17 protein-coding genes are annotated in these 18,170 nt (G+C 68.7%); 12 read left to right on the plus strand and 5 right to left on the minus strand.

Annotation, left to right across the window (positions count from 1 at the left end; translation table 11 throughout):
- Positions 1 to 208 precede the first annotated feature (208 nt).
- The 3 genes from Q8L83_RS06615 to ubiG form a co-directional block, all read right to left on the minus strand.
- Positions 209 to 1,294, minus strand: coding sequence for a Zn-dependent alcohol dehydrogenase (locus Q8L83_RS06615; protein ID WP_305285526.1), 1,086 nt, complete (start codon positions 1,292 to 1,294; stop codon positions 209 to 211).
- A gap of 153 nt (positions 1,295 to 1,447) precedes the next feature.
- Positions 1,448 to 2,386 (minus strand): alpha/beta fold hydrolase, encoded by a 939-nt coding sequence (locus Q8L83_RS06620; protein WP_305285527.1) that lies wholly within the window; start codon positions 2,384 to 2,386, stop codon positions 1,448 to 1,450.
- A gap of 93 nt (positions 2,387 to 2,479) precedes the next feature.
- Positions 2,480 to 3,238 carry a bifunctional 2-polyprenyl-6-hydroxyphenol methylase/3-demethylubiquinol 3-O-methyltransferase UbiG gene (ubiG, locus tag Q8L83_RS06625; protein ID WP_305285528.1) on the minus strand — a complete coding sequence of 253 codons (759 nt, stop codon included), beginning with the start codon at positions 3,236 to 3,238 and terminating at the stop codon, positions 2,480 to 2,482.
- Between the two features lie 157 nt (positions 3,239 to 3,395).
- Here ubiG and Q8L83_RS06630 point away from each other — a divergent pair, with 157 nt between their 5' ends.
- Positions 3,396 to 4,646, plus strand: a complete 1,251-nt coding sequence (locus tag Q8L83_RS06630) for an aspartate kinase (RefSeq protein ID WP_305285529.1) — start codon at positions 3,396 to 3,398, stop codon at positions 4,644 to 4,646.
- On the opposite strand, the gene Q8L83_RS06635 is transcribed toward Q8L83_RS06630, so the two are convergent.
- On the minus strand, positions 4,643 to 6,055 hold the full coding sequence (locus tag Q8L83_RS06635) for an MFS transporter (protein ID WP_305285530.1): 1,413 nt from the start codon (positions 6,053 to 6,055) through the stop codon (positions 4,643 to 4,645). The genes Q8L83_RS06630 and Q8L83_RS06635 overlap by 4 nt on opposite strands.
- Before the next feature lie 95 nt (positions 6,056 to 6,150).
- Here Q8L83_RS06635 and Q8L83_RS06640 point away from each other — a divergent pair, with 95 nt between their 5' ends.
- The 8 genes from Q8L83_RS06640 to prfA all read left to right on the plus strand — a co-directional run bounded on the left by Q8L83_RS06640 (position 6,151) and on the right by prfA (position 13,944).
- Positions 6,151 to 6,789 (plus strand): metalloregulator ArsR/SmtB family transcription factor, encoded by a 639-nt coding sequence (locus Q8L83_RS06640; RefSeq protein ID WP_305285531.1) that lies wholly within the window; start codon positions 6,151 to 6,153, stop codon positions 6,787 to 6,789.
- Between the two features lie 83 nt (positions 6,790 to 6,872).
- A complete protein-coding gene (locus Q8L83_RS06645; protein ID WP_305285532.1) occupies positions 6,873 to 7,151 on the plus strand; it encodes a metal-sensitive transcriptional regulator in 279 nt (92 codons plus the stop codon).
- Between the two features lie 87 nt (positions 7,152 to 7,238).
- Complete coding sequence (gene ptsP / locus Q8L83_RS06650; protein ID WP_305285533.1) at positions 7,239 to 9,500, plus strand: phosphoenolpyruvate--protein phosphotransferase; 2,262 nt, start codon at positions 7,239 to 7,241, stop codon at positions 9,498 to 9,500.
- Between the two features lie 150 nt (positions 9,501 to 9,650).
- On the plus strand, positions 9,651 to 10,652 hold the full coding sequence (locus tag Q8L83_RS06655) for a RodZ domain-containing protein (protein ID WP_305285534.1): 1,002 nt from the start codon (positions 9,651 to 9,653) through the stop codon (positions 10,650 to 10,652).
- A gap of 56 nt (positions 10,653 to 10,708) precedes the next feature.
- Positions 10,709 to 11,851: a flavodoxin-dependent (E)-4-hydroxy-3-methylbut-2-enyl-diphosphate synthase gene (gene ispG / locus Q8L83_RS06660; protein ID WP_305285535.1), complete on the plus strand. Its 1,143-nt coding sequence runs from the start codon at positions 10,709 to 10,711 to the stop codon at positions 11,849 to 11,851.
- A gap of 37 nt (positions 11,852 to 11,888) precedes the next feature.
- Positions 11,889 to 12,353, plus strand: a complete 465-nt coding sequence (locus Q8L83_RS06665; protein ID WP_305285536.1) for a hypothetical protein — start codon at positions 11,889 to 11,891, stop codon at positions 12,351 to 12,353.
- A 70-nt stretch (positions 12,354 to 12,423) separates the two neighbouring features.
- The gene (locus Q8L83_RS06670) at positions 12,424 to 12,720 is read left to right on the plus strand and encodes a hypothetical protein (RefSeq protein ID WP_305285537.1); all 297 of its coding nucleotides are present in this window, start codon (positions 12,424 to 12,426) and stop codon (positions 12,718 to 12,720) included.
- Between the two features lie 147 nt (positions 12,721 to 12,867).
- Entirely contained in the window at positions 12,868 to 13,944 is a 1,077-nt protein-coding gene (gene prfA, locus Q8L83_RS06675; protein WP_305285538.1) for a peptide chain release factor 1, read from the plus strand.
- A gap of 1 nt (position 13,945) precedes the next feature.
- Here prfA and Q8L83_RS06680 read toward each other — a convergent pair whose 3' ends face one another.
- A complete protein-coding gene (locus Q8L83_RS06680; protein ID WP_305285539.1) occupies positions 13,946 to 15,166 on the minus strand; it encodes a YihY/virulence factor BrkB family protein in 1,221 nt (406 codons plus the stop codon).
- A 77-nt stretch (positions 15,167 to 15,243) separates the two neighbouring features.
- On the opposite strand from Q8L83_RS06680, the gene Q8L83_RS06685 reads away from it, so the two are divergent.
- The 3 genes from Q8L83_RS06685 (at position 15,244) to Q8L83_RS06695 (ending at position 18,070) form a co-directional block, all read left to right on the plus strand.
- Positions 15,244 to 16,041 carry an MOSC domain-containing protein gene (locus Q8L83_RS06685; protein WP_305285540.1) on the plus strand — a complete coding sequence of 266 codons (798 nt, stop codon included), beginning with the start codon at positions 15,244 to 15,246 and terminating at the stop codon, positions 16,039 to 16,041.
- On the plus strand, positions 16,038 to 16,907 hold the full coding sequence (gene prmC / locus Q8L83_RS06690; RefSeq protein ID WP_305285541.1) for a peptide chain release factor N(5)-glutamine methyltransferase: 870 nt from the start codon (positions 16,038 to 16,040) through the stop codon (positions 16,905 to 16,907). Before Q8L83_RS06685 ends, prmC begins: the two co-directional genes overlap by 4 nt.
- A gap of 248 nt (positions 16,908 to 17,155) precedes the next feature.
- Entirely contained in the window at positions 17,156 to 18,070 is a 915-nt protein-coding gene (locus tag Q8L83_RS06695; RefSeq protein ID WP_305285542.1) for a DUF4167 domain-containing protein, read from the plus strand.
- Positions 18,071 to 18,170: the final 100 nt, after the last annotated feature.

Raw genomic sequence — 18,170 nt, forward strand, 5'->3', positions numbered from 1 at the left:
AGAAAAGGGGCGGCCTTGCGCCGCCCCTTTCTGACGCCCCCAGAATCGTCGCTGGCGAACTGTCGCCGCGCCCGATCTCCCCCCTGGGAACATCGTTGACCGAACTTCAGTTTGCAGAATGTCATAGCCGGGCCTTCAAGCAAGGCCGCACGCCTAATGGGGGAATGGCGGAGGCTCTGCGAACCTCCGCCTGCCCTCAGGGGTGCGTCTAGGCGTCGAAGACGATGACGGAGCGGGCGATTTCGCCGCGCTTCATCTCGTCGAACGCCTCGTTGACCTGGTCGAGCCGCAGGCGGCGAGAAACCAGGTCATCGAGCTTCAGCTTGCCGGACATGTAGAAGTCCACCAGGCGGGGCATGTCGACGGGGAAACGGTTGGACCCCATCATCGAGCCCTGAATGCGCTTCTCGCTGAGGAAGGCCGCGCCCATCAGGCTGATGGTCTGCCCCACCGGGATCATGCCGATGATGTTGGCGGTGCCGCCCCGGCGCAGCATGTTGAAAGCCTGCTCGGCGGTCTTGGCCAGGCCGATGGCCTCGAAGGCGTGGTGGACGCCGCCCTGAGTCATCTCGATCACGGTCTTCACCGCATCGCCGTCGGCGGCGCAGATGAAGTCCGTGGCGCCGAAGGCCTTGGCCAGGTTTTCCTTACCCGGGACCATGTCGATGGCGATGATCCGTCCGGCCCCGGCGATGGCTGCGCCGTTGATGGCCGACAGGCCCACGCCCCCGCAGCCGATGATCGCCACCGTCTCGCCCGGCCGGACGTTCGAGGTGTGGATCACCGCGCCGACGCCAGTCGTCACCGAGCAGCCGATGAGGGCGGCGCGGTCAAAGGGCATGTCTTTGCGGATCGCGACGCAGGCGTGCTCGTGGATCAGCATCTGCTCGGCGAAGGACGACAGGTTCAGGAATTGCGGCAGGCCCGCGCCGTTCTGCATCAGGCGCGGCTCCTCATCCTTGCCGCGCTTGGTGTCAGGCGACACGCACAGGCTCATCCGGCCAGTCAGGCAGGATTCGCAGTGGCCGCAATAGGCCGAGAGGCAGGTGATGACGTGGTCGCCCGGCTTCACGGTGCGGACTTCGGAGCCCACCTGCTCGACGATCCCGGCGCTCTCATGGCCCAGCACCGCGGGCAGCGGGTGCGGATAGGAGCCTTCGATGAAGTGGAGGTCGGAATGGCAGACACCGGCGGCCATGGTGCGGATCAGCACCTCGTGCGGGCCGGGCTTGTTGATCTGGACGTCTTCGATCTGAAGCGGCTTGCCCACTTCGCGCAGAACGGCGGCCTTCATGTCGTGCTTCCCCAATGGAGGGCCCGCTGATCGGGCCGGTTATGAGGAGACCGTGTCCAGCCTCCCTTCAGCACGACTTATCGCCGTTCATCCCGCGGGGGCCAAGTCCCTTTCCCCGTAACGGGCGCCGGGAGGCGGCCAGCTTTCGCGTTGTCAGGTCGCCGCGCGCACAGGATTGATCGAGGCCCACATACGACCCAGGTCCGGAAGGGCGAGCTCAGGCAGGCGAAGACCTTCGGGCAGCAGCGGGCGACGGCGGGGCATGCACGCCTCCAGGGTCGCCAGCAGGGCCTCGGCGGGACCATCATTGATGAAATGGTCGGCGCCGGCCACCGTGGCCAGCCGCATGGGCCGCCGCGAGCGGGTCTCGGCCACCAGACGCTCGGCCGCGTCCAGGGGGGCAAAGTCGTCCTTGTCGCCATGGACCACGTGGATCGGCAGGTTCAGGCGGCGCAGGGCGTCATGCACGGGAGCCAGGCGCTCGGGTTGGCCGCTGACCTCCAGGACGGCGTGGCGAAGATCCCGCGGGATCAGGGCCATGGCCTTGGCGCCGGCCTCCAGCAGCCAACGGGCCGTAGGCCCCGGCTCGCCATAATAGCCCGAAAGCAGCACGAGGCTCTTCAGCCGCCGCGAGCCCCGGCGCGCCATCAGGGTGGCGATGGCCGCCCCATAGGATTGCCCGACCAGCAGAATCCTCTGGCCAGGCGCGGCCTCCAGAAGCGGCGACAGCGCCAGGGCCTGAACCTCCAGGTCCGGCACATGGTCTGCGGGCTCGGACGCGCCAAAGCCCGGCCGATCGACGACGATCATCTCTCGGTCCTGCGGCAGGGCGGCCAGCACCGGCGCCCAATACTCGGCCCAGGAGGGCGAACCGGTCACCACCACGATCTTCCAGGGGGCCGGCGTTTCCCGGGGCGTCTCAAGGGCCGAAATCCGCCAGCCCAGGCCGCCGCCGGCCATGAAACTGGTCCGCCGGACGACGCTTTCGGGATAGTCTTGAGAGGTCGGCACGTGCTCGGTGCGCCCGAGTACGGTGGAGGTCAGGCAGGCGAGGCCAACCCCGACCACGCCCTTAGGTCGCTTGCGCGCCACGCTCATCTTCCTTCAGTCCGGTGCATGTCGGTGGAGGAAACGCCCAAGCCATGAGTCGGTTCGCCGACATGTCGGATTGTCACCGAGATCGCGTCATGAGGATGGCCGCGTCACCGTCATCATGTAGTTCACCTCGCTGTCGCGAGAGGTGGACCACTGGCCGGTCAGGGGATTGAAGACCACGCCATAGGGACCGTCCACATGCACGGGCTCTGAGGCCAGGAAGCCGCGGAGTTCGTCAGGCTTGAGGAACTTGCGCCAGTCGTGCGTGCCGGCCGGCAGCCAGCGCAGGACATATTCAGCGCCGACCTTGGCCAGCGCCAGGGCCTTCAGGGTGCGGTTCAGGGTGGCGACGATCATGATCCCCCCCGGCGCCAACAGCTGGGCGCAGCTGCGCAGATAGGCGCTCGGATCGGCCACGTGCTCGATCACCTCCATGTTGAGGATCACGTCGAAGGGCGCGATCGCCTCGGCCAGCAGTTGCTCGGCCGTGGCGCAGCGGTAGTCGATGACCAGGCCCTGCTCGGCGGCGTGCGTGCTGGCCGTGCCGATGTTGCGTTCAGAGGCGTCGACCCCGGTCACCTCGAACCCCAGCCGCGTCATCGGCTCCGACAGCAGGCCGCCGCCACAGCCGATATCCAGCAGGCGCAGCCCCTCGAACGGACGCCGCGCCACGGGATCACGGCCGAAGTGGGCCAGGGCCTTGTCGCGGATGAAGGTCAGGCGAGTCGGGTTGAACCGGTGCAGCGGCGCGAACTTGCCATGCGGATCCCACCATTCGGCGGCGATGCGGGAAAAGCGCTCGACTTCGTCGGGGTCGATGCTGGAGCGGAGATCGGGAGCGGCGGACATGAGTCACATATAGCGTGTGGCGAGGTTTGCGTAAGGCGCCCGGCCGTCACGAGGCGCCGTCGTCGCCGGCGCGCGATCGTGACCTGTGAATGTTACATTGCAGCGCGGCTTGGCCATCGGTAGAAGAGCGGCCTTCTTTAGCGGGGGTCGATCCGGCGTGGCCCGTCTTGTGATGAAATTTGGCGGCACTTCGGTGGCCGACCTCGAGCGCATCCGGCGCGTGGGACGCCTCGTGGCCGCCGAGGTGGCCGCAGGCCATCGCGTGGCCGTCGTGGTTTCGGCCATGGCCGGCAAGACCAATGAGCTGGTCGCCTGGACCGACGGCGCCGGCGCAGCCGCCCAGGGCCTCGCGCCCTCGGACGACGAGTACGACACCGTGGTCGCCTCCGGCGAACAGGTGACCGCCGGCCTGCTGGCCATGACTCTGCGCAATATGGGCCTGTCGGCTCGCTCCTGGCTCGGCTGGCAGATTCCGATCATCGCCGACGACGCCCATGGCCGCGCGCGCATCGAGGACATTCCGCCCGAAAAGCTGGCCGCCGCGCTGGACGCCGGCGAAGTCGCGGTGATCGCCGGCTTCCAGGGCGTCACCCGGGACGGGCGTATCGCCACCCTGGGCCGCGGCGGCTCCGACACCAGCGCCGTGGCCATCGCCGCGGCCCTGAAGGCCGAGCGGTGCGACATCTATACCGACGTGGACGGGGTCTATACGACCGACCCGCGCATCGAGACCAAGGCCCGCAAGCTCTCCAAGATCTCCTTCGAGGAAATGCTGGAGATGGCCTCGCTCGGCGCCAAGGTGCTGCAGACGCGCTCGGTGGAGCTGGCCATGGCCCAGCACATGCCCGTCCGCGTGCTATCGAGTTTCGTAGAACCCGGAGAGGCGCCCGGCCAGGGCACCATCGTCTGCGACGAGGAGGAGATCTTGGAAAAGCGCATCGTGAGCGGCGTCGCCTATAGTCGCGACGAAGCCAAGATCAGCGTCTTCGGCCTGCCCGACCATCCCGGCGTCTCCTCGGAGATCTTCGGGCGGCTGGCTGACGCCAATGTGAATGTGGACATGATCGTCCAGAGCCACGCCCGCACCCAGGACACGGCGAACATGGAGTTCACCGTGGGCAAGCGCGACGCCGCCCGCACCATCGACATCATGCGCGAGGCCCAGAGCGCCATCGGCTTCGACGACGTGGCGGTGAACGAGGACGTGGCCAAGGTCTCGGTGATCGGGGTCGGGATGCGCAGTCATGCCGGCGTGGCCAAGACCATGTTCGGCGCCCTGGCGGAAAAGGGCGTCAACATCCAGGTGATCTCCACCAGCGAGATCAAGATCAGCGTGCTGATCGACGCGGCCTATACCGAGCTGGCCGTCCGCGCCCTGCACGCCGCCTACGGCCTCGACAAGCTCTAGGCGAAGGCTTCAGCCTCGGCCTTGGGCGTCAGCTTCCAGGCCGTGACGATGGCCAGGGCGGCCACCGGCGTTGCGACGGCGAAGACCGCATAGGCGGCCGAGCGCGCCGTCTCGATGGTCAGGCCTTCGCCGAAGCCGGTCAGGTTGGCGATGGCGCCGGCCACCGCCGCGCCCGCCGCCGCGCCGGTGAACCGGACCGTATTGATCGCCCCGCCGCCCAGACCGCGCTCTTCAGCCGGCAGGGCGGCCAGCACCATCTGGTTCATGAAGGCCGACGACAGGCCAAAGCCCGCCCCCAACAGGATGGCCGCCGCCAGCAGCGACCACAGCGGCCCGTCGGTCAGCACCCAGATGAACATGGCGACGCCCAGGGTGGCGCAGATGGCGCCGGCGCGGACCATGCGGCTGCGCCAGACGCCGGTGAGGTTGGAGACCGCCAGGGCCGCCACCGTCCAGGCCAGGGCCTCGACCCCGATCACATAGCCGGCGGCCAGAGCCGAATAGCCTCGGGTCGCCTGAAGGATGGCCGGGCCATAGACGGTGAAACCCATGGAGGCCGCGGTCATCAGGAACATGGTGGCGAAGCCCAGACCCGCCACCGAGCCGAGGTCGCCGGAACTGACCGGCAGCAGCCGGACCGGCGCGCGGACATCCACCCGCACGCTGTAGACCAGGATGGCGAGGCCGGCGCTCACCAGGACCAGGGCCAGCATGAAGCCGCCCATCAGATCGGCGCCGGCGATGGCCGAGACCCCGACGCCCACCAGCAGCAGTTGCCGCGCCGGAATGGCGCCCCCTTGTCCTTTCTCGCCCCGCGGCAGCAGGACGAGGGCGGCAAGCCCCACAGCCAGGGCCTGGATCACGAAGGCCCCGAAGGCCCAGCGCCAGTGGCCGGCGTCGGCGAAGACGCCCCCCAGCATGGGACCGATCAGTGTGGCGATCCCCCAGATCCCGGTCATGACGGCATAGACCTTAGGCAGGGTCCGGTCGGGGAACAGCAGACCCACCGCCACCGAGGCGAAGCCCGCCAGCCAGCCGCCGCCCACGCCTTGGACCAGACGACCGATCAGGAAGGTCCAGATATCCGGCGCCACGGCGCTCATCAGGCAACCGGCCGCGTAGAGGGCGGCGGAGAAGGCGAAGGCCCGCCGCAGGCCGACCCGTCCGGTCAGCCATCCGGCGCTGGCCCCGGCCACCACCGAGCCGAGCAGGAAGCCCGCCGTGGCCCAGCCAAAATAGGCGTAGCCCCCGAGATCGGCCCCGACGCTGGGCATGATGGTCGCGGTGACCAGGCTGTCGGCCGCATGCAGCCAGACCGCCAGGCAGATGAGGATGAACTGGGCCAGGCGCCCCTCGGCCAGGACGTCCTTCCAACTCCCAGGAACAGCGGCGGCGACGACGGGCGACATTTTTAGCAAGCTCTGGATTGCGAAATCGACTTGACCCTGGCTATCGGCGTCGCGATGATTTCGCAACCTGATAATTGTCAAATTCCGCGAGGCCGATGCCCTCTTCCGCCGACCAGATCCTTCTGCAGCTCAAGACCCGCGGCGAAGCGACCACGGCAGCCCTGGCCGCGCAGCTTGGCGTCAGTCGCCAAGCCGCCCGGCAACAGATGGAGAAGCTAGCCGCCGCCGGTCTCGTGGAGGGCGAGGCCGAGCGCGGCGGGGTGGGCCGTCCGCGCCAGACCTGGGCGCTGACGGCGGCCGGCCATGCCCGCTTCCCGGACGCGCACGCCCAGGTCAGCGTCGAGTTGCTGGAGGCTGTGCGTGAGGAGTTCGGCGCCGCCGGGCTCGAACGCCTGATCGCCCGGCGCGAGGCGGTCAGTGGCCAAGCCTACGCCGCAGCCCTTGAGGGCGCTCAAGACCTGGAATCCCGCCTCACGCGCCTGGCGAGCCTGCGCGCCGCCGAGGGCTATATGGCCGAATGGACCCCGGCCGGTGACGGGACCTATGTGCTGATCGAGAACCACTGCCCGATCTGCGCCGCGGCCCAGGTCTGCCAGGGCTTCTGCCGCTCGGAGCTGGCCCTGTTCCGCACCCTTCTGGCCCCGGCCCGGGTGGAGCGGATCGACCACATCCTGCAGGGCGCGCGACGCTGCGCCTATCTGGTGACGCCCGAAGGGATTGCGGCCGCCTCCTAGGCGCGGTCGACGAACGTACCCCCCGGGGGCATTCCACTCTGTGCGTGGTGGGCTATGTTGACCCTTCCCAACGGAGGCGCCCCATGAAGGACGCAGAGTCCAAGTCCAAACTGGCCAACCGCCTGAGCCGCATCGAGGGCCAGGTGCGGGGGATTTCACGGATGGTCGAGGAGGATCGCTATTGCATCGATATCCTCACCCAGGTGCAGGCGGTGCGCGCCGCGCTGGCGCGGGTGGAGACCGAAGTGCTGAAGGACCATCTGGATCACTGCATCGAAGGCGCCATCGTCAGCGGCGACGCCGAGGAGCAGCGGCGAAAGGCCAGTGAACTGATCGAACTGCTCGGACGGGCGACGCGATGATCGGCCCTGGACCCACGATCGGATTCCGTCTCCGATCCGACGTGCGATACTGCTAGGAAACGACGAGGGAGAGGAGACAAAGCCAAGATGGCGATGACCGGAGCGGTCATTCGGGGTCAGCGGAGCCTGCTGCGGCAGATTCGCGAGGCGGTCCAGCGCGGCGGTCCGGCCCAGGAACGCCTCAACATGGTGGTGCGCATCATCGCGCGCTCCATGGTCGCCGAGGTGTGCTCACTCTATATGCGCCGCGCCGGCGGCGAGATGGAGCTGTTCGCCACCGAGGGCCTCGATCCCCTGGCCGTCCATCTGACGCGCATGCGCCCGGGCGAAGGCCTGGTGGGCGAGATCATGCGCCTGGGCCGACCGCTGAACCTGGCCGACGCGCCCAATCATCCGGCCTTCTCCTATCGCCCGGAGACGGGCGAGGACCCCTATCACGCCTTCCTCGGCGTCCCGCTGCTGCGCGGGGGTCGGGCCATCGGCGTCCTGGTGGTCCAGAACCGCACCGAGCGGGTCTATACCGAGGACGAGGTCGAGGACGTCCAGATCATCGCCATGGTGCTGGCCGAAATGGTCGCCGGCGAACTGATCTCCGAGGACGAACTGTCCGGCGTCGAGATCGCGCCGCACCGCTCGGAGCGGCTGAAGGGCGCCCGGTTCTCCGACGGCCTGGCCTTGGGCATTGCCGTCCTGCACGAGCCGCCGGTGGCGCCCTCGCAGCTGCTGGCCGACGACGTGGTCGCCGAAGAGGCCAAGCTGAAGAGCGCCATCTCCAGCCTGCAGGCCCAGCTCGACGACATGCTGGAGGGCCAGCACGGCCTGGTGGAAGCCTCCTATGAGGTGCTCGACACCTATCGCATGTTCGCCCACGACCGGGGGTGGAACCGCTCGCTGGAGGACGCCGTCCGCAACGGGCTGACGGCCGAGGCCGCCGTCGAGCGCGTGCGTTCGGAGCACCGCGCCCGGCTGGGCCAGGCCCGCGACCCCTATCTGCGCGAGCGTCTGCACGACTTCGAAGACCTGGCCGACCGGCTGCTGCGCCACCTGTCCGGCGACGGCCATGTGGCGCGAGAGCTGCCCGAGGACGCCATCCTCATCGCGCGAAATCTCGGCCCCGCCGACCTGCTGGAATATGACCGCCACAAGCTGAAAGGGCTGCTGCTCGAGGAGGGCTCGCCCGCCAGCCATGCGGCCATTGTCGCCCGCGCCCTGGATATCCCCTGTGTCGGGCGCCTGGATGGGCTGCGCGACCGGGTGAACGAGGGCGACCCGGTCATCGTCGACGCGGAGACCGGCGAGGCCTATCTGCGGCCGCGCCTCGATGTGGTCCAGGCGATCCGGTCACGGATCGAAGTACGCTCCCAGCGGCGGGCCGAGTTCGCCAAGCTGCGCGACACCCCAGCCTTCACTCGCGACGGGGTCAAGGTCACCCTGCTGATGAACGCCGGCCTGGATGTGGACCTGGAAATCCTGGGCGACACCGGGGCCGAGGGGATCGGTCTGTTCCGCACCGAATTCCAGTTCATGGTCGCCGAGGAGCTGCCGCGCTTCAACGCCCAGACCGCCCTCTACAGCCGGGTGCTGGACGCCGCTGGCGGCCTGCCGGTGACCTTCCGCACCCTGGACCTCGGCGGCGACAAGGTGCTGCCCTATCTCGAGGCCGAGCGGGAGGAGAACCCGGCTCTGGGTTGGCGGGCCATCCGCATGGGCCTGGATCGCCCGGCCCTGCTGCGCCTGCAGCTGCGCGCCCTGATCGCCGCGGCCCGGGGCCGCGCCCTGCGCATCATGTTCCCCCTAGTGGCCAGCGTGGACGAGTTCCGCGCCGCCCGCGCCCTGGTGGATCACGAGGTGGCCTGGGCCCAGCGCCGCGGACGGCCCGCGCCCGCTCGCCTGGATGTCGGGGCCATGATCGAGGCGCCGTCCCTGATCTGGCACCTGGACGCCCTGCTGCCCATGACCGACTTCGTGTCGGTCGGCACCAACGACCTCCTGCAGTACCTGTTCGCCGCAGATCGCGGCAACGCCCGCATGGCCGATCGCTATGATCCGCTGTCGCCGCCGGCCCTGCGGGTGCTGGCCGAGATCCAGAAGGCCTGCGCCGATACGGGCACGCCGGTGTCGGTCTGCGGCGAGATGGCGGGGCGGCCGCTCGAGGCCTTCACCCTGGTCGCCCTGGGCTATGAGCGCCTGTCCATGCCGCCGGCCGGAATCGGGCCCGTGAAGCAGATGGTGCTGTCCTGCGACCGGGAGGCGGCCCACCGCGGGGTCAGCGCCCTGATCCGCGGGACCGGCGGTTCGGTGCGGGGCGAAATCGAGACCCTGGCGCGAAAGCTCTACCTGTCGATCTAAGCTTGACCGTGAGGAATCAACGTTCGCTCGACGTTGAACGGCTGCGGCTATCGTGTTATGGGAAAAGAGAAATTAACAGATCCGTGTCAAACGGACGGGGCGGGTGGCGGCTATCTGGCCGCATTTATTTTTCGGGGATGACGAGCAGCCATGGCGCTCGACACTGGGCGGATCACCGACTTCAATCCGAGCCTTGAGGGCGCACACCCCCTCAGCGCCGTTGAAAGCTATATGCCGACCCTGGACTCTGGCCCCAACATTGGCGCCGCCCTCAAGGCGGCCCGGGAATTTCGCGGCCTGTCCCTGCAGGACGTCGCTGATTCCACCCGCATCCGACGCGCCTATCTGGCCGCCATCGAAGAGATGCGGCTGGAAGACCTGCCGTCACGCCCCTTCACCATCGGCTATGTGCGGGCCTACGCCAAGGCGCTGGGCCTTGAGGCCGAAGCCGCCGTCACCCGCTTCAAGGCCGATGAGCCGGCCGGCGACGAGCCCCTTCGCGAACCCGTGGGCGTCCACCGCACCGGCGATAGCCGACTCGGCCTGGCCATCACGGCCGGCGTGCTGGTGATCGGCGCCATCCTGGTCTGGAACTTCGCCCAGCGGGGCATCAACGAGGCGCAGCCCGCCGCCCCGGTCACAGCCCCGGCCAGCACCCCCGAAGAGATCGCGGCCAGCGCCGAGCCGCAGGGTCCGCTGTCCCTGGGCGCGCCCCTGCCTCCGCCGGTGGAATCGACCGTGCCGCAGCTTTACGAAACGCCCGGCCTCGACGTGGCCGCCGCCGCCGGCGGTTCGGCCGATGCGGTGATCGCCTCGAACCGTGAGATCGCCAGGGGGCCGAAGGCCGAGGCCGACCTCAGCCAGTTGCCGGCCACCTTCACCCCCGACGGGACGGTCTATGGCGCGCCAGCCGCGCCGGCCTCCCCCATCGTCCTGCAGGCGCGGGAGTCTGCGGCGCTGATCGTTCGCAGCGGCGACGGCGAGGTCTATTTCGCCCGCCAGCTCTCGGCCGGCGAAGCCTACCGCGCGCCAGATCTGCGCGGACTGGTCATCGATGTCTCCGAGCCGACCGCCTTCCAGGTGTTCGTGAACGGACAGACTCGCGGCCTGCTGCCGGCCGCCCAGACCCCCCTCAGCCGACTCGGCGATTAAACCGTCATGTTTCCCGGCTTGGGAAACGGCGCGCGACGGCTTATTTTGAGGGTCGCATGACCCAGCACGATCACACCCATCTCCGCCCCTGGCGCACGATAGAGCGGCGCGCCAGCCGTAAGATTCGCGTGGGCTCGGTGGAGGTGGGCGGCGACGCCCCGATCACCGTCCAGTCGATGACCAACACGCTGACGGCCGACGCCGCGGCGACCATCGACCAGATTCGCCAGCTGGAAGAGGCCGGCGCCGACATCGTGCGGGTGTCCTGCCCGGACGAGGAGTCCACCGCGGCCTTCTCGACCATCGCCAAGGCGGCCAAGGTTCCCCTGGTGGCCGACATCCACTTCCACTATCGCCGCGGGATCGAGGCGGCCAAGGCGGGCGCGGCGTGCCTGCGGATCAATCCCGGCAATATCGGCTCCCCGGCCCGGGTGCGTGAAGTGATCCAGGCGGCCAAGGACTATGGCTGCTCCATCCGCATCGGCGTCAACGCCGGCTCGCTGGAGCGCGAACTTCTGGAACGCTATGGCGAGCCCTGCCCCCAGGCCATGGTCGATAGTGCCCTGAGCCACGCCCGCATCCTCCAGGACCACGACTTCCACGAGTTCAAGATCAGCGTGAAGGCCTCGGACGTCTTCATGACCGTGGCCGCCTATCAGATGCTGGCCGAGGCCATCGACTGCCCGTTGCACCTGGGGGTGACCGAGGCCGGCGCCCTGCGCACCGGGACGGTCAAGTCATCGATCGGCATGGGCTCCCTGCTCTGGGCCGGCATCGGCGACACCATCCGGGTGAGCCTGGCCGCCGACCCGGTGGAGGAGATCAAGGTCGGCTTCGACATGCTGAAGTCCCTGGGCCTGCGCCACAGGGGCGTGAACATCATCGCCTGCCCGTCCTGCGCGCGGCAGGGCTTCAACGTCATCAAGACGGTGGAGGCCCTGGAGGAACGCCTGGCCCACATCTCCACGCCGATGAGCCTGTCCATCATCGGTTGCGTGGTGAACGGCCCTGGAGAGGCCCTGATGACCGACCTGGGCTTCACCGGCGGCGGCAAGGGTTCGGGCATGGTCTATATGGCCGGCAAGCCCGACCATAAGATGGACAACGATCACATGGTCGATCACATCGTCGAGCTCGTCGAAGCTCGCGCCGCCGAGCTCGCCGCCACCCAGGCGGCGGAACTGGCCGCCGCCGAATAGCCGCGCGCCGTTCCCTGTTCCACGAGTTGCTTCGCCTATGTCCTCACCCTCCGACAACCGTCGCCTGACCGGCCGCCTGATCGCCTACGAGTTCATCGACCTGCTCGGCGACATGGCCCGCCGCCATGGCGGAGATCTGATTTCCCTGCTGGTGTTCACCGGCGTCTGGACCGCCAACACGGCGCATCTGCGGGGGACGACGGACCGCTACGCCTCCCTCCACGACATTCCCCCCGACAGCCAGCGCCGCCCGATCACGGATGCTGACCTGGCTGAGCGGCTCTGCCTGCCCCGCCATATCCAGGATCCCTATGTCGCGGCCCTGATCGATATCGGCGTCGTCGAGCGCCGGGATATGGGCCTGGTGGTGCCCTCGGCGATCTTCACCCGCGCCGAGATGCTGTCTGGCGCCAACGAGACCTATGGCCGCCTGATCGAGATCCTCGCCCGCCTGAGGCAGGCCGGCATCTCCATGGGGGAAGCCGACCCCCCCGCCCGTTGACGTCAGGGTCATGCTTGCGCCGGTTCTCCCGGCTTGGTTAGGTGCCGGCTCCATAAATGGGGAGGACGTCATGTCCGCAGCAGACGGCAACTGGAAGATCACCATCAACACGCCCATGGGCGCCCAGACGGTCGACGCCGTCATCACCACCAGCGGTGACACCTTCACCGGCACCACCTCGGGCCAGATGGGCACGCAGAGCGTCGAGGGTAAGGTCAATGGCGACACCCTGACCTGGTCGACCCAGATCACCCAACCCATGCCCATGACCCTGGAGTTCGAAGCCAAGGTCGAAGGCGACGCCATGAACGGCACGGTGAAGCTCGGCGCCTTCGGCAGCGCGCCGATGACCGGCGTCCGCGCCTAAGAGGTCGACGGGGCTGCGCCTCTGTCCGGCGCGGCCCCTTTCCTCACAATCCGATAGGGTCCCAGCCGACGAACGGCGCGGGACGTTTGTCCCGGACGGCGCGCGACGCTAGATAGGCGTCCCCAGATGTTCAGGTGACGATCAAACGTGCGACTTCCCCAAGCCCGCCTCGACCAGGTGCTCGACCGCTTCCACGAGATCGAAGCGCGGATGGGCGCGGCCGCCGACGGGGCCGAGATCGTCCGGCTTTCCAAGGAACATGCCGAGCTGCGCCCCGTGGCCGAGGCCGTCGAGACCCTGGTCAAGGCCAGGGCCGAGGCGCCTGAGCTCGAACAGATGGCCGCGGCCAGCGACCGGGAGATGGCGGGCCTCGCCCGTGAGGAGCTGGCCGAACTCCAGGCCCGTCTGCCGGAGCTGGAGCGCCAGGTGGCCCTGCTGCTGGCGCCCAAGGACAAGGACGAGAACGCCTCGGCCATCCTGGAAGTGCGGGCCGGCACCGGCGGCGACGAGGCGGCCCTGTTCGCCGGCGACCTTTTCCGTATGTACCAGCGCTACGCCCAGACCCAGGGCTGGCGGGTGGAGATCGATTCCGTCTCCGAGGGCGAGGTCGGCGGCTACAAGGAAATCATCGCCTCGATCACCGGCGACGGGGTGTTCGGCCGGCTGAAATACGAGAGCGGCGTGCACCGGGTGCAGCGGGTGCCCGAGACCGAGGCCGGCGGGCGCATCCACACCTCGGCGGCGACCGTGGCGGTCCTGCCCGAGGTCGAGGATGTCGAGATCGAGATCAACGACGCCGATCTGCGGATCGACACCTATCGCGCCTCGGGCTCCGGCGGCCAGCATGTGAACAAGACCGACTCGGCCGTGCGCATCACCCACCTGCCCTCGGGCATCGTGGTGACCTCGTCGGAAAAGTCCCAGCACCAGAACCGGGCCCGCGCCCTGAAGGTGCTGAAGGCCAGGCTCTATGACCAGCAGCGCGAGGCCCTGGACACCGCCCGCGCCGACGCCCGCAAGAGCCAGGTGGGCTCCGGCGACCGCTCCGAGCGCATCCGCACCTACAACTTCCCGCAAGGCCGGGTGACCGACCACCGGATCAACCTGACCCTCTACAATCTCGCCAAGGTGATCGAAGGCGAGGCCCTGGACGACGTCATCGGCCCGCTGATCGCGGAGGACCAGGCTGCGCGCCTCTCGGCGCTGGAAGACGAGTTCGGCTGATCTAGCCTTCCGGTTCGCTCGGTTTGGCGCGGCGCAGGCGCGCGGCGAGGTTCGCGCCCCGGCTTCGCACCGCTCCGACGGCGTCGGCCAGCGTCGTGGTCAGGGCCAGGCCCACGGTGTCGGCCATGGTCGCCCCCCGCTGACCCAGGGGCTGCTCGGGCCCCGTCGTCGAATCGAGCGCCGTCTGGTGTTCGATCTCGGCGTTCAGCTCGGCGCCCAGCAGCACGACCATCACCGAGAACCAGATCCACATCATGAAGCCGATGATGGCCCCCAGGGAGCCGTATGTGGCGTCATACCGGGCGATGTTGTTGATGTACCAGGAGAAGCCCAGGGAGCCGCCCATCCACACGACGGACGCGAAAATGCCCCCAGGTGCCACCCAACGCCAGCGGGCCAGGGCGCGGCACGGCCCGTAGCGATAGAGAATGGTGAAGGCCATGGCGCCGATGGCCAGCAGGATCATCCACCGCAGCGGCCCCCAGAACACCTCCAGACTCCCGAGGCCAAGAAGCTTGAGCGCGATGGGCGCGGCCACCAGAAGGCCCGTCACCAGAATGAGGAAGGCCAGGGTGGCGAAGGTGGCCGCATAGGTGAGCGCCATCAGCTGGACGATGTTGCGCTTCTCGTTCTCGTCATAGGCGATGTTCACCCCCTCCACGAGGGCGCGCACGGCGTTGCTGGCGGTCCAGACCGAGAGCAGCAGGCTGAAGGCGAAGGCGAGGCTGAGATTGGCCTTCCGCTCCACCGCCAGGCGTTTCATCTGCTCGCCGACGATGTCGACCACGTCGCCGGGAATCACCTGCGACATCTGGGCGAGCTGGCTCTGGACCTGCCCGATGTCGGCGAACAGGCCATAGAGCGAGACGAACACGGCCAGGGCCGGCACGATGGCCAGCAGGGTGTAGAAGGTGACCCCCGCCGCCACCCGCGGCAGCTGGTCCCGATTGATCTCCGCCAGGGTGCGCCAGATGACGTCCTTCCAGCCGTGGGGCGGAATGTCTCGAGGATGACCGGCCAGGCGCCCCCGGCCGGGCTCCTCGGTCTCGATCTGTTGCGGGTCGGCGGCGCCAGCGCGGCTCATGCCGGGGGGCGGCTCGATCAGCCGCCGCTTCCAGAAGGCGAGCGCAGCCAGCGCCACCCATGGCGCTGCGACCAGGCCCTTGCGGGCGAGATCGACGGCGATACGGCGACGAGGAGAGGTCGAGCGGGGCGCAGGCATGTTACGTCCGATCAAACCCTTCACGGCCCACACCGTTCCCCTTGTGACACGGGCCACCTTACGGCAACAGAAGGCCCATGACCGGACAAGTGGCAGCCCTCTATCGGCACCCCGTCAAGGGGTTCACCCCTGAACAGCTGGACAGGGCGCAGCTGAGCGTCGGCGCGCCCTTCCCTTGCGATCGGCTGTTCGCCATCGAAAACGGCCCCTCGGGCTTCGACCCGGCGGCGCCGGTCTTCATTTCCAAGCAGAAGTTCGCCGTCCTGGCGGCGATCCCGACCGTGGCCCGCGCCCGCACCCGCTATGACGACACCTCCGGCGTGCTTCATGTCGAGGCGCCGGGCCACCCCGACCTCACGGCGCCCCTCGGCGACAGCGCCGGACGCCAGGCCTTCGCCGACTGGCTGACGCGGCTGCTGGGGGACGATGTCCGTGGGCCGCTGCGCGTGGTGGAGGCGCCGGGCCACCGGTTCATGGATCATCCCCGGGGAGACGTCTCGATCGTCAACCTCGCCAGTGTCCGCGACCTGGAGCAGAGGCTGGGCCGCGAGATCGATCCCTTGCGCTTCCGCGCCAACATCTATGTGGACGGCTGGCCCGCCTGGGCCGAAAACGATTGGGCAGGACGCGACCTGATGGTGGGTTGGGCGCAGGCCAGGGTGTTCAAGCCCATCGTCCGCTGCGCGGCGCCTGACGTCGATCCGCACACCGCAGAGCGCGACATGGAGATCACCAAGGCCTTGTACGAGCATTACGGCCACATGTTCTGTGGCGTCTATGTCCATGTCACCCGTGAGGGCGCGGTCGCCCCCGGCGACGCCTGCAGCCAGCCCCAGGACGAAACAGCGGCCGCGCCGCGGGCGGGCGTGCTGTGAGCCTGACCCTGGTGCAGGCCTGGGCCAAGGCCAAGGCGCAGCTCGAGGCTGTGGGCCTCGCAGGTCCCGTCATCGACGCCCGCCTGCTGGTGGAGGCCGCGGCCGACGCCACTCGGCTGGATATCGTCACCGATCCCTACCGGACCCTGACGGCCGAACAGGAAGCCACCCTGGAGGACTACCTGGCCCGTCGATCGCGGCGTGAGCCGGTCAGCCACATCCTGGGCCGCAAGGGCTTCTGGAAGATCATGCTGCAGGTGACGCCCGACGTCCTGACACCGCGGCCGGACACCGAATGCGTGGTCGACGCCGTGCTCAAGGCCGGGACCGAGGACGAACGGGTGTCGATCCTCGATCTCGGCGTCGGCTCCGGCGCCATTCTGCTGGCCATCCTGGCTGAGCGGCCCAACGCCCGGGGTCTGGGGGTCGACGTCTCCGAGGACGCCCTGGCGGTGGCCCGGGACAACGCCGCCCATCTGGGCCTGGCCGGCCGCTGCGCCCTGCTGCGCGGGGACTGGGCCGACGGCCTGTCGGACGCCAGCTTCGACATCGTCACCGCCAACCCGCCTTACATCGCCTCGGAGGTGATCGAGACCCTGGAGCCGGAGGTGCGCGTGCACGAGCCCCGCCTGGCTCTGGATGGCGGGCCTGACGGCCTGGACGCCTATCGTCGCCTGGCGCCGGAAATCCTGCGGGTCCTCAAGCCCGGCGGCCGCTTCGCGGTCGAAATCGGCTATGATCAAAAGGCTGCGGTCGAAGCGCTGTTTCGCGAGGCCGGCGCCCATGGCGTCCGGACCAACCAGGACCTCGCCGGACTGGACCGGGTGGTGCTGGGTGAAAAAAGAGCCTTGGAAAATCCGGCCTGAATCGCTACATCCCTAATTGTCTCCACCCAAATCGCCGGTGAAACAGGCTGGACCCCGGAAATCGGGACAGAGGCCACTCCGGCAAGCGCCGCGTTGCAGACGGGCGCTCCCAGATCGGGCGGATGACGGGGATTATTTACGTCTTCAACACGGAACATTGGGCGCTACGCCCATTCCCGAGATGAGGCTAACGCAGCCGCACGCCCTGAAGGGTACGCCCTGGGCGCGGCGCAAGACGGTTACCGCATATGAGAGATTTCAAGGGCATGAAGCGTCAGCGCGGGCGCAATCGCGGAGGCGGCGGGAATAAGCCCCAGCAGCACAACGCGAACCGCGCCTTCGATTCGAACGGCCCCGACGGCGTCAAGGTGCGGGGCAACGCCCAGCACGTTTTCGAAAAGTACCAGCAACTCGCGCGCGACGCGACGTCGTCCAGCGACCGGGTTCTGGCGGAGAACTATCTCCAACACGCCGAGCACTATTTCCGCCTGCTGCGCGCCATGCAGCCCCAGCGCTCGCCCAGCGAGATCCTGGGGCGAGACCAGGTGAGCTCGGGCCTCGACATCGACTTCGAGGACGAGAGCGGCCAGCAGCAGGTGTCCGACGCCCCCGAGGGCGCAGACAACGAGTCTGACAACGACAGCGACCGTAACGGTCGTGATCGCGACCAGAACCGCCGCGACGACAACCGCCGCGATGACCGTTCGCGAGACGACCGCGCCCGTGATGATCGTCCCAGAGACGATCGCCCCAGAGACGATCGCCAGCGTGACGACCAGCCCAGAGAAGACCGGGCGCGGGACGATCGCAGCCGCGACGAGAACCGTCCGCCCCGCCGCGAACGCTGGCGTGACCGCGATGAGAACCGCCGCGAGCGGACCGACCGCAGCGACCGCCCCGAACGCGACCCCCTGGCGGTGGTCGAGCCCCAGGCTGCGCCGCTGGTGGCCGAGACGCCGGCCCCGGATGGCCCGATGCTGCGGGACGCCGAGGGCGGGGCCAGCGAGGCCCCGGCCTTTCTGCAGGCCCCCCGCAGCGCCGAGCCCAAGGCCGAAGGCGAAGAGCCCGTCCGCAAGCCCCGCCGCAGACGCGCCCCGCGCAGCTTCGAAGGCGGCGAAGGCGGCGAGACCGCCCCTCCATCCAGCGAGACCGAGGAAGCCTGACCCGCTCCTCAGCCGAGGACGCAGACAACAAGACCCCCGGAAGCCGCGCTTCCGGGGGTCTTTCGTTTTCCGGCCTTGTCCAAGCCTGGCCGGGCTCGGA

Origin of the sequence: Phenylobacterium sp., assembly GCF_030680185.1 — a bacterium.
Classification (GTDB): Bacteria; Pseudomonadota; Alphaproteobacteria; order Caulobacterales; family Caulobacteraceae; genus Phenylobacterium.

Coding starts and splice junctions, on each gene's coding strand:
- Q8L83_RS06615 (WP_305285526.1), bottom strand. CDS start 1,294: ATGAAGGCCGCCGTTCTGCGCGAAGTGGGCAAGCCGCTTCAGATCGAA.
- ubiG (WP_305285528.1), bottom strand. CDS start 3,238: ATGTCCGCCGCTCCCGATCTCCGCTCCAGCATCGACCCCGACGAAGTC.
- Q8L83_RS06635 (WP_305285530.1), bottom strand. CDS start 6,055: ATGTCGCCCGTCGTCGCCGCCGCTGTTCCTGGGAGTTGGAAGGACGTC.
- Q8L83_RS06640 (WP_305285531.1), top strand. CDS start 6,151: ATGCCCTCTTCCGCCGACCAGATCCTTCTGCAGCTCAAGACCCGCGGC.
- Q8L83_RS06645 (WP_305285532.1), top strand. CDS start 6,873: ATGAAGGACGCAGAGTCCAAGTCCAAACTGGCCAACCGCCTGAGCCGC.
- ptsP (WP_305285533.1), top strand. CDS start 7,239: ATGGCGATGACCGGAGCGGTCATTCGGGGTCAGCGGAGCCTGCTGCGG.
- Q8L83_RS06655 (WP_305285534.1), top strand. CDS start 9,651: ATGGCGCTCGACACTGGGCGGATCACCGACTTCAATCCGAGCCTTGAG.
- ispG (WP_305285535.1), top strand. CDS start 10,709: ATGACCCAGCACGATCACACCCATCTCCGCCCCTGGCGCACGATAGAG.
- Q8L83_RS06665 (WP_305285536.1), top strand. CDS start 11,889: ATGTCCTCACCCTCCGACAACCGTCGCCTGACCGGCCGCCTGATCGCC.
- Q8L83_RS06670 (WP_305285537.1), top strand. CDS start 12,424: ATGTCCGCAGCAGACGGCAACTGGAAGATCACCATCAACACGCCCATG.
- Q8L83_RS06680 (WP_305285539.1), bottom strand. CDS start 15,166: ATGCCTGCGCCCCGCTCGACCTCTCCTCGTCGCCGTATCGCCGTCGAT.
- Q8L83_RS06685 (WP_305285540.1), top strand. CDS start 15,244: ATGACCGGACAAGTGGCAGCCCTCTATCGGCACCCCGTCAAGGGGTTC.
- Q8L83_RS06695 (WP_305285542.1), top strand. CDS start 17,156: ATGAGAGATTTCAAGGGCATGAAGCGTCAGCGCGGGCGCAATCGCGGA.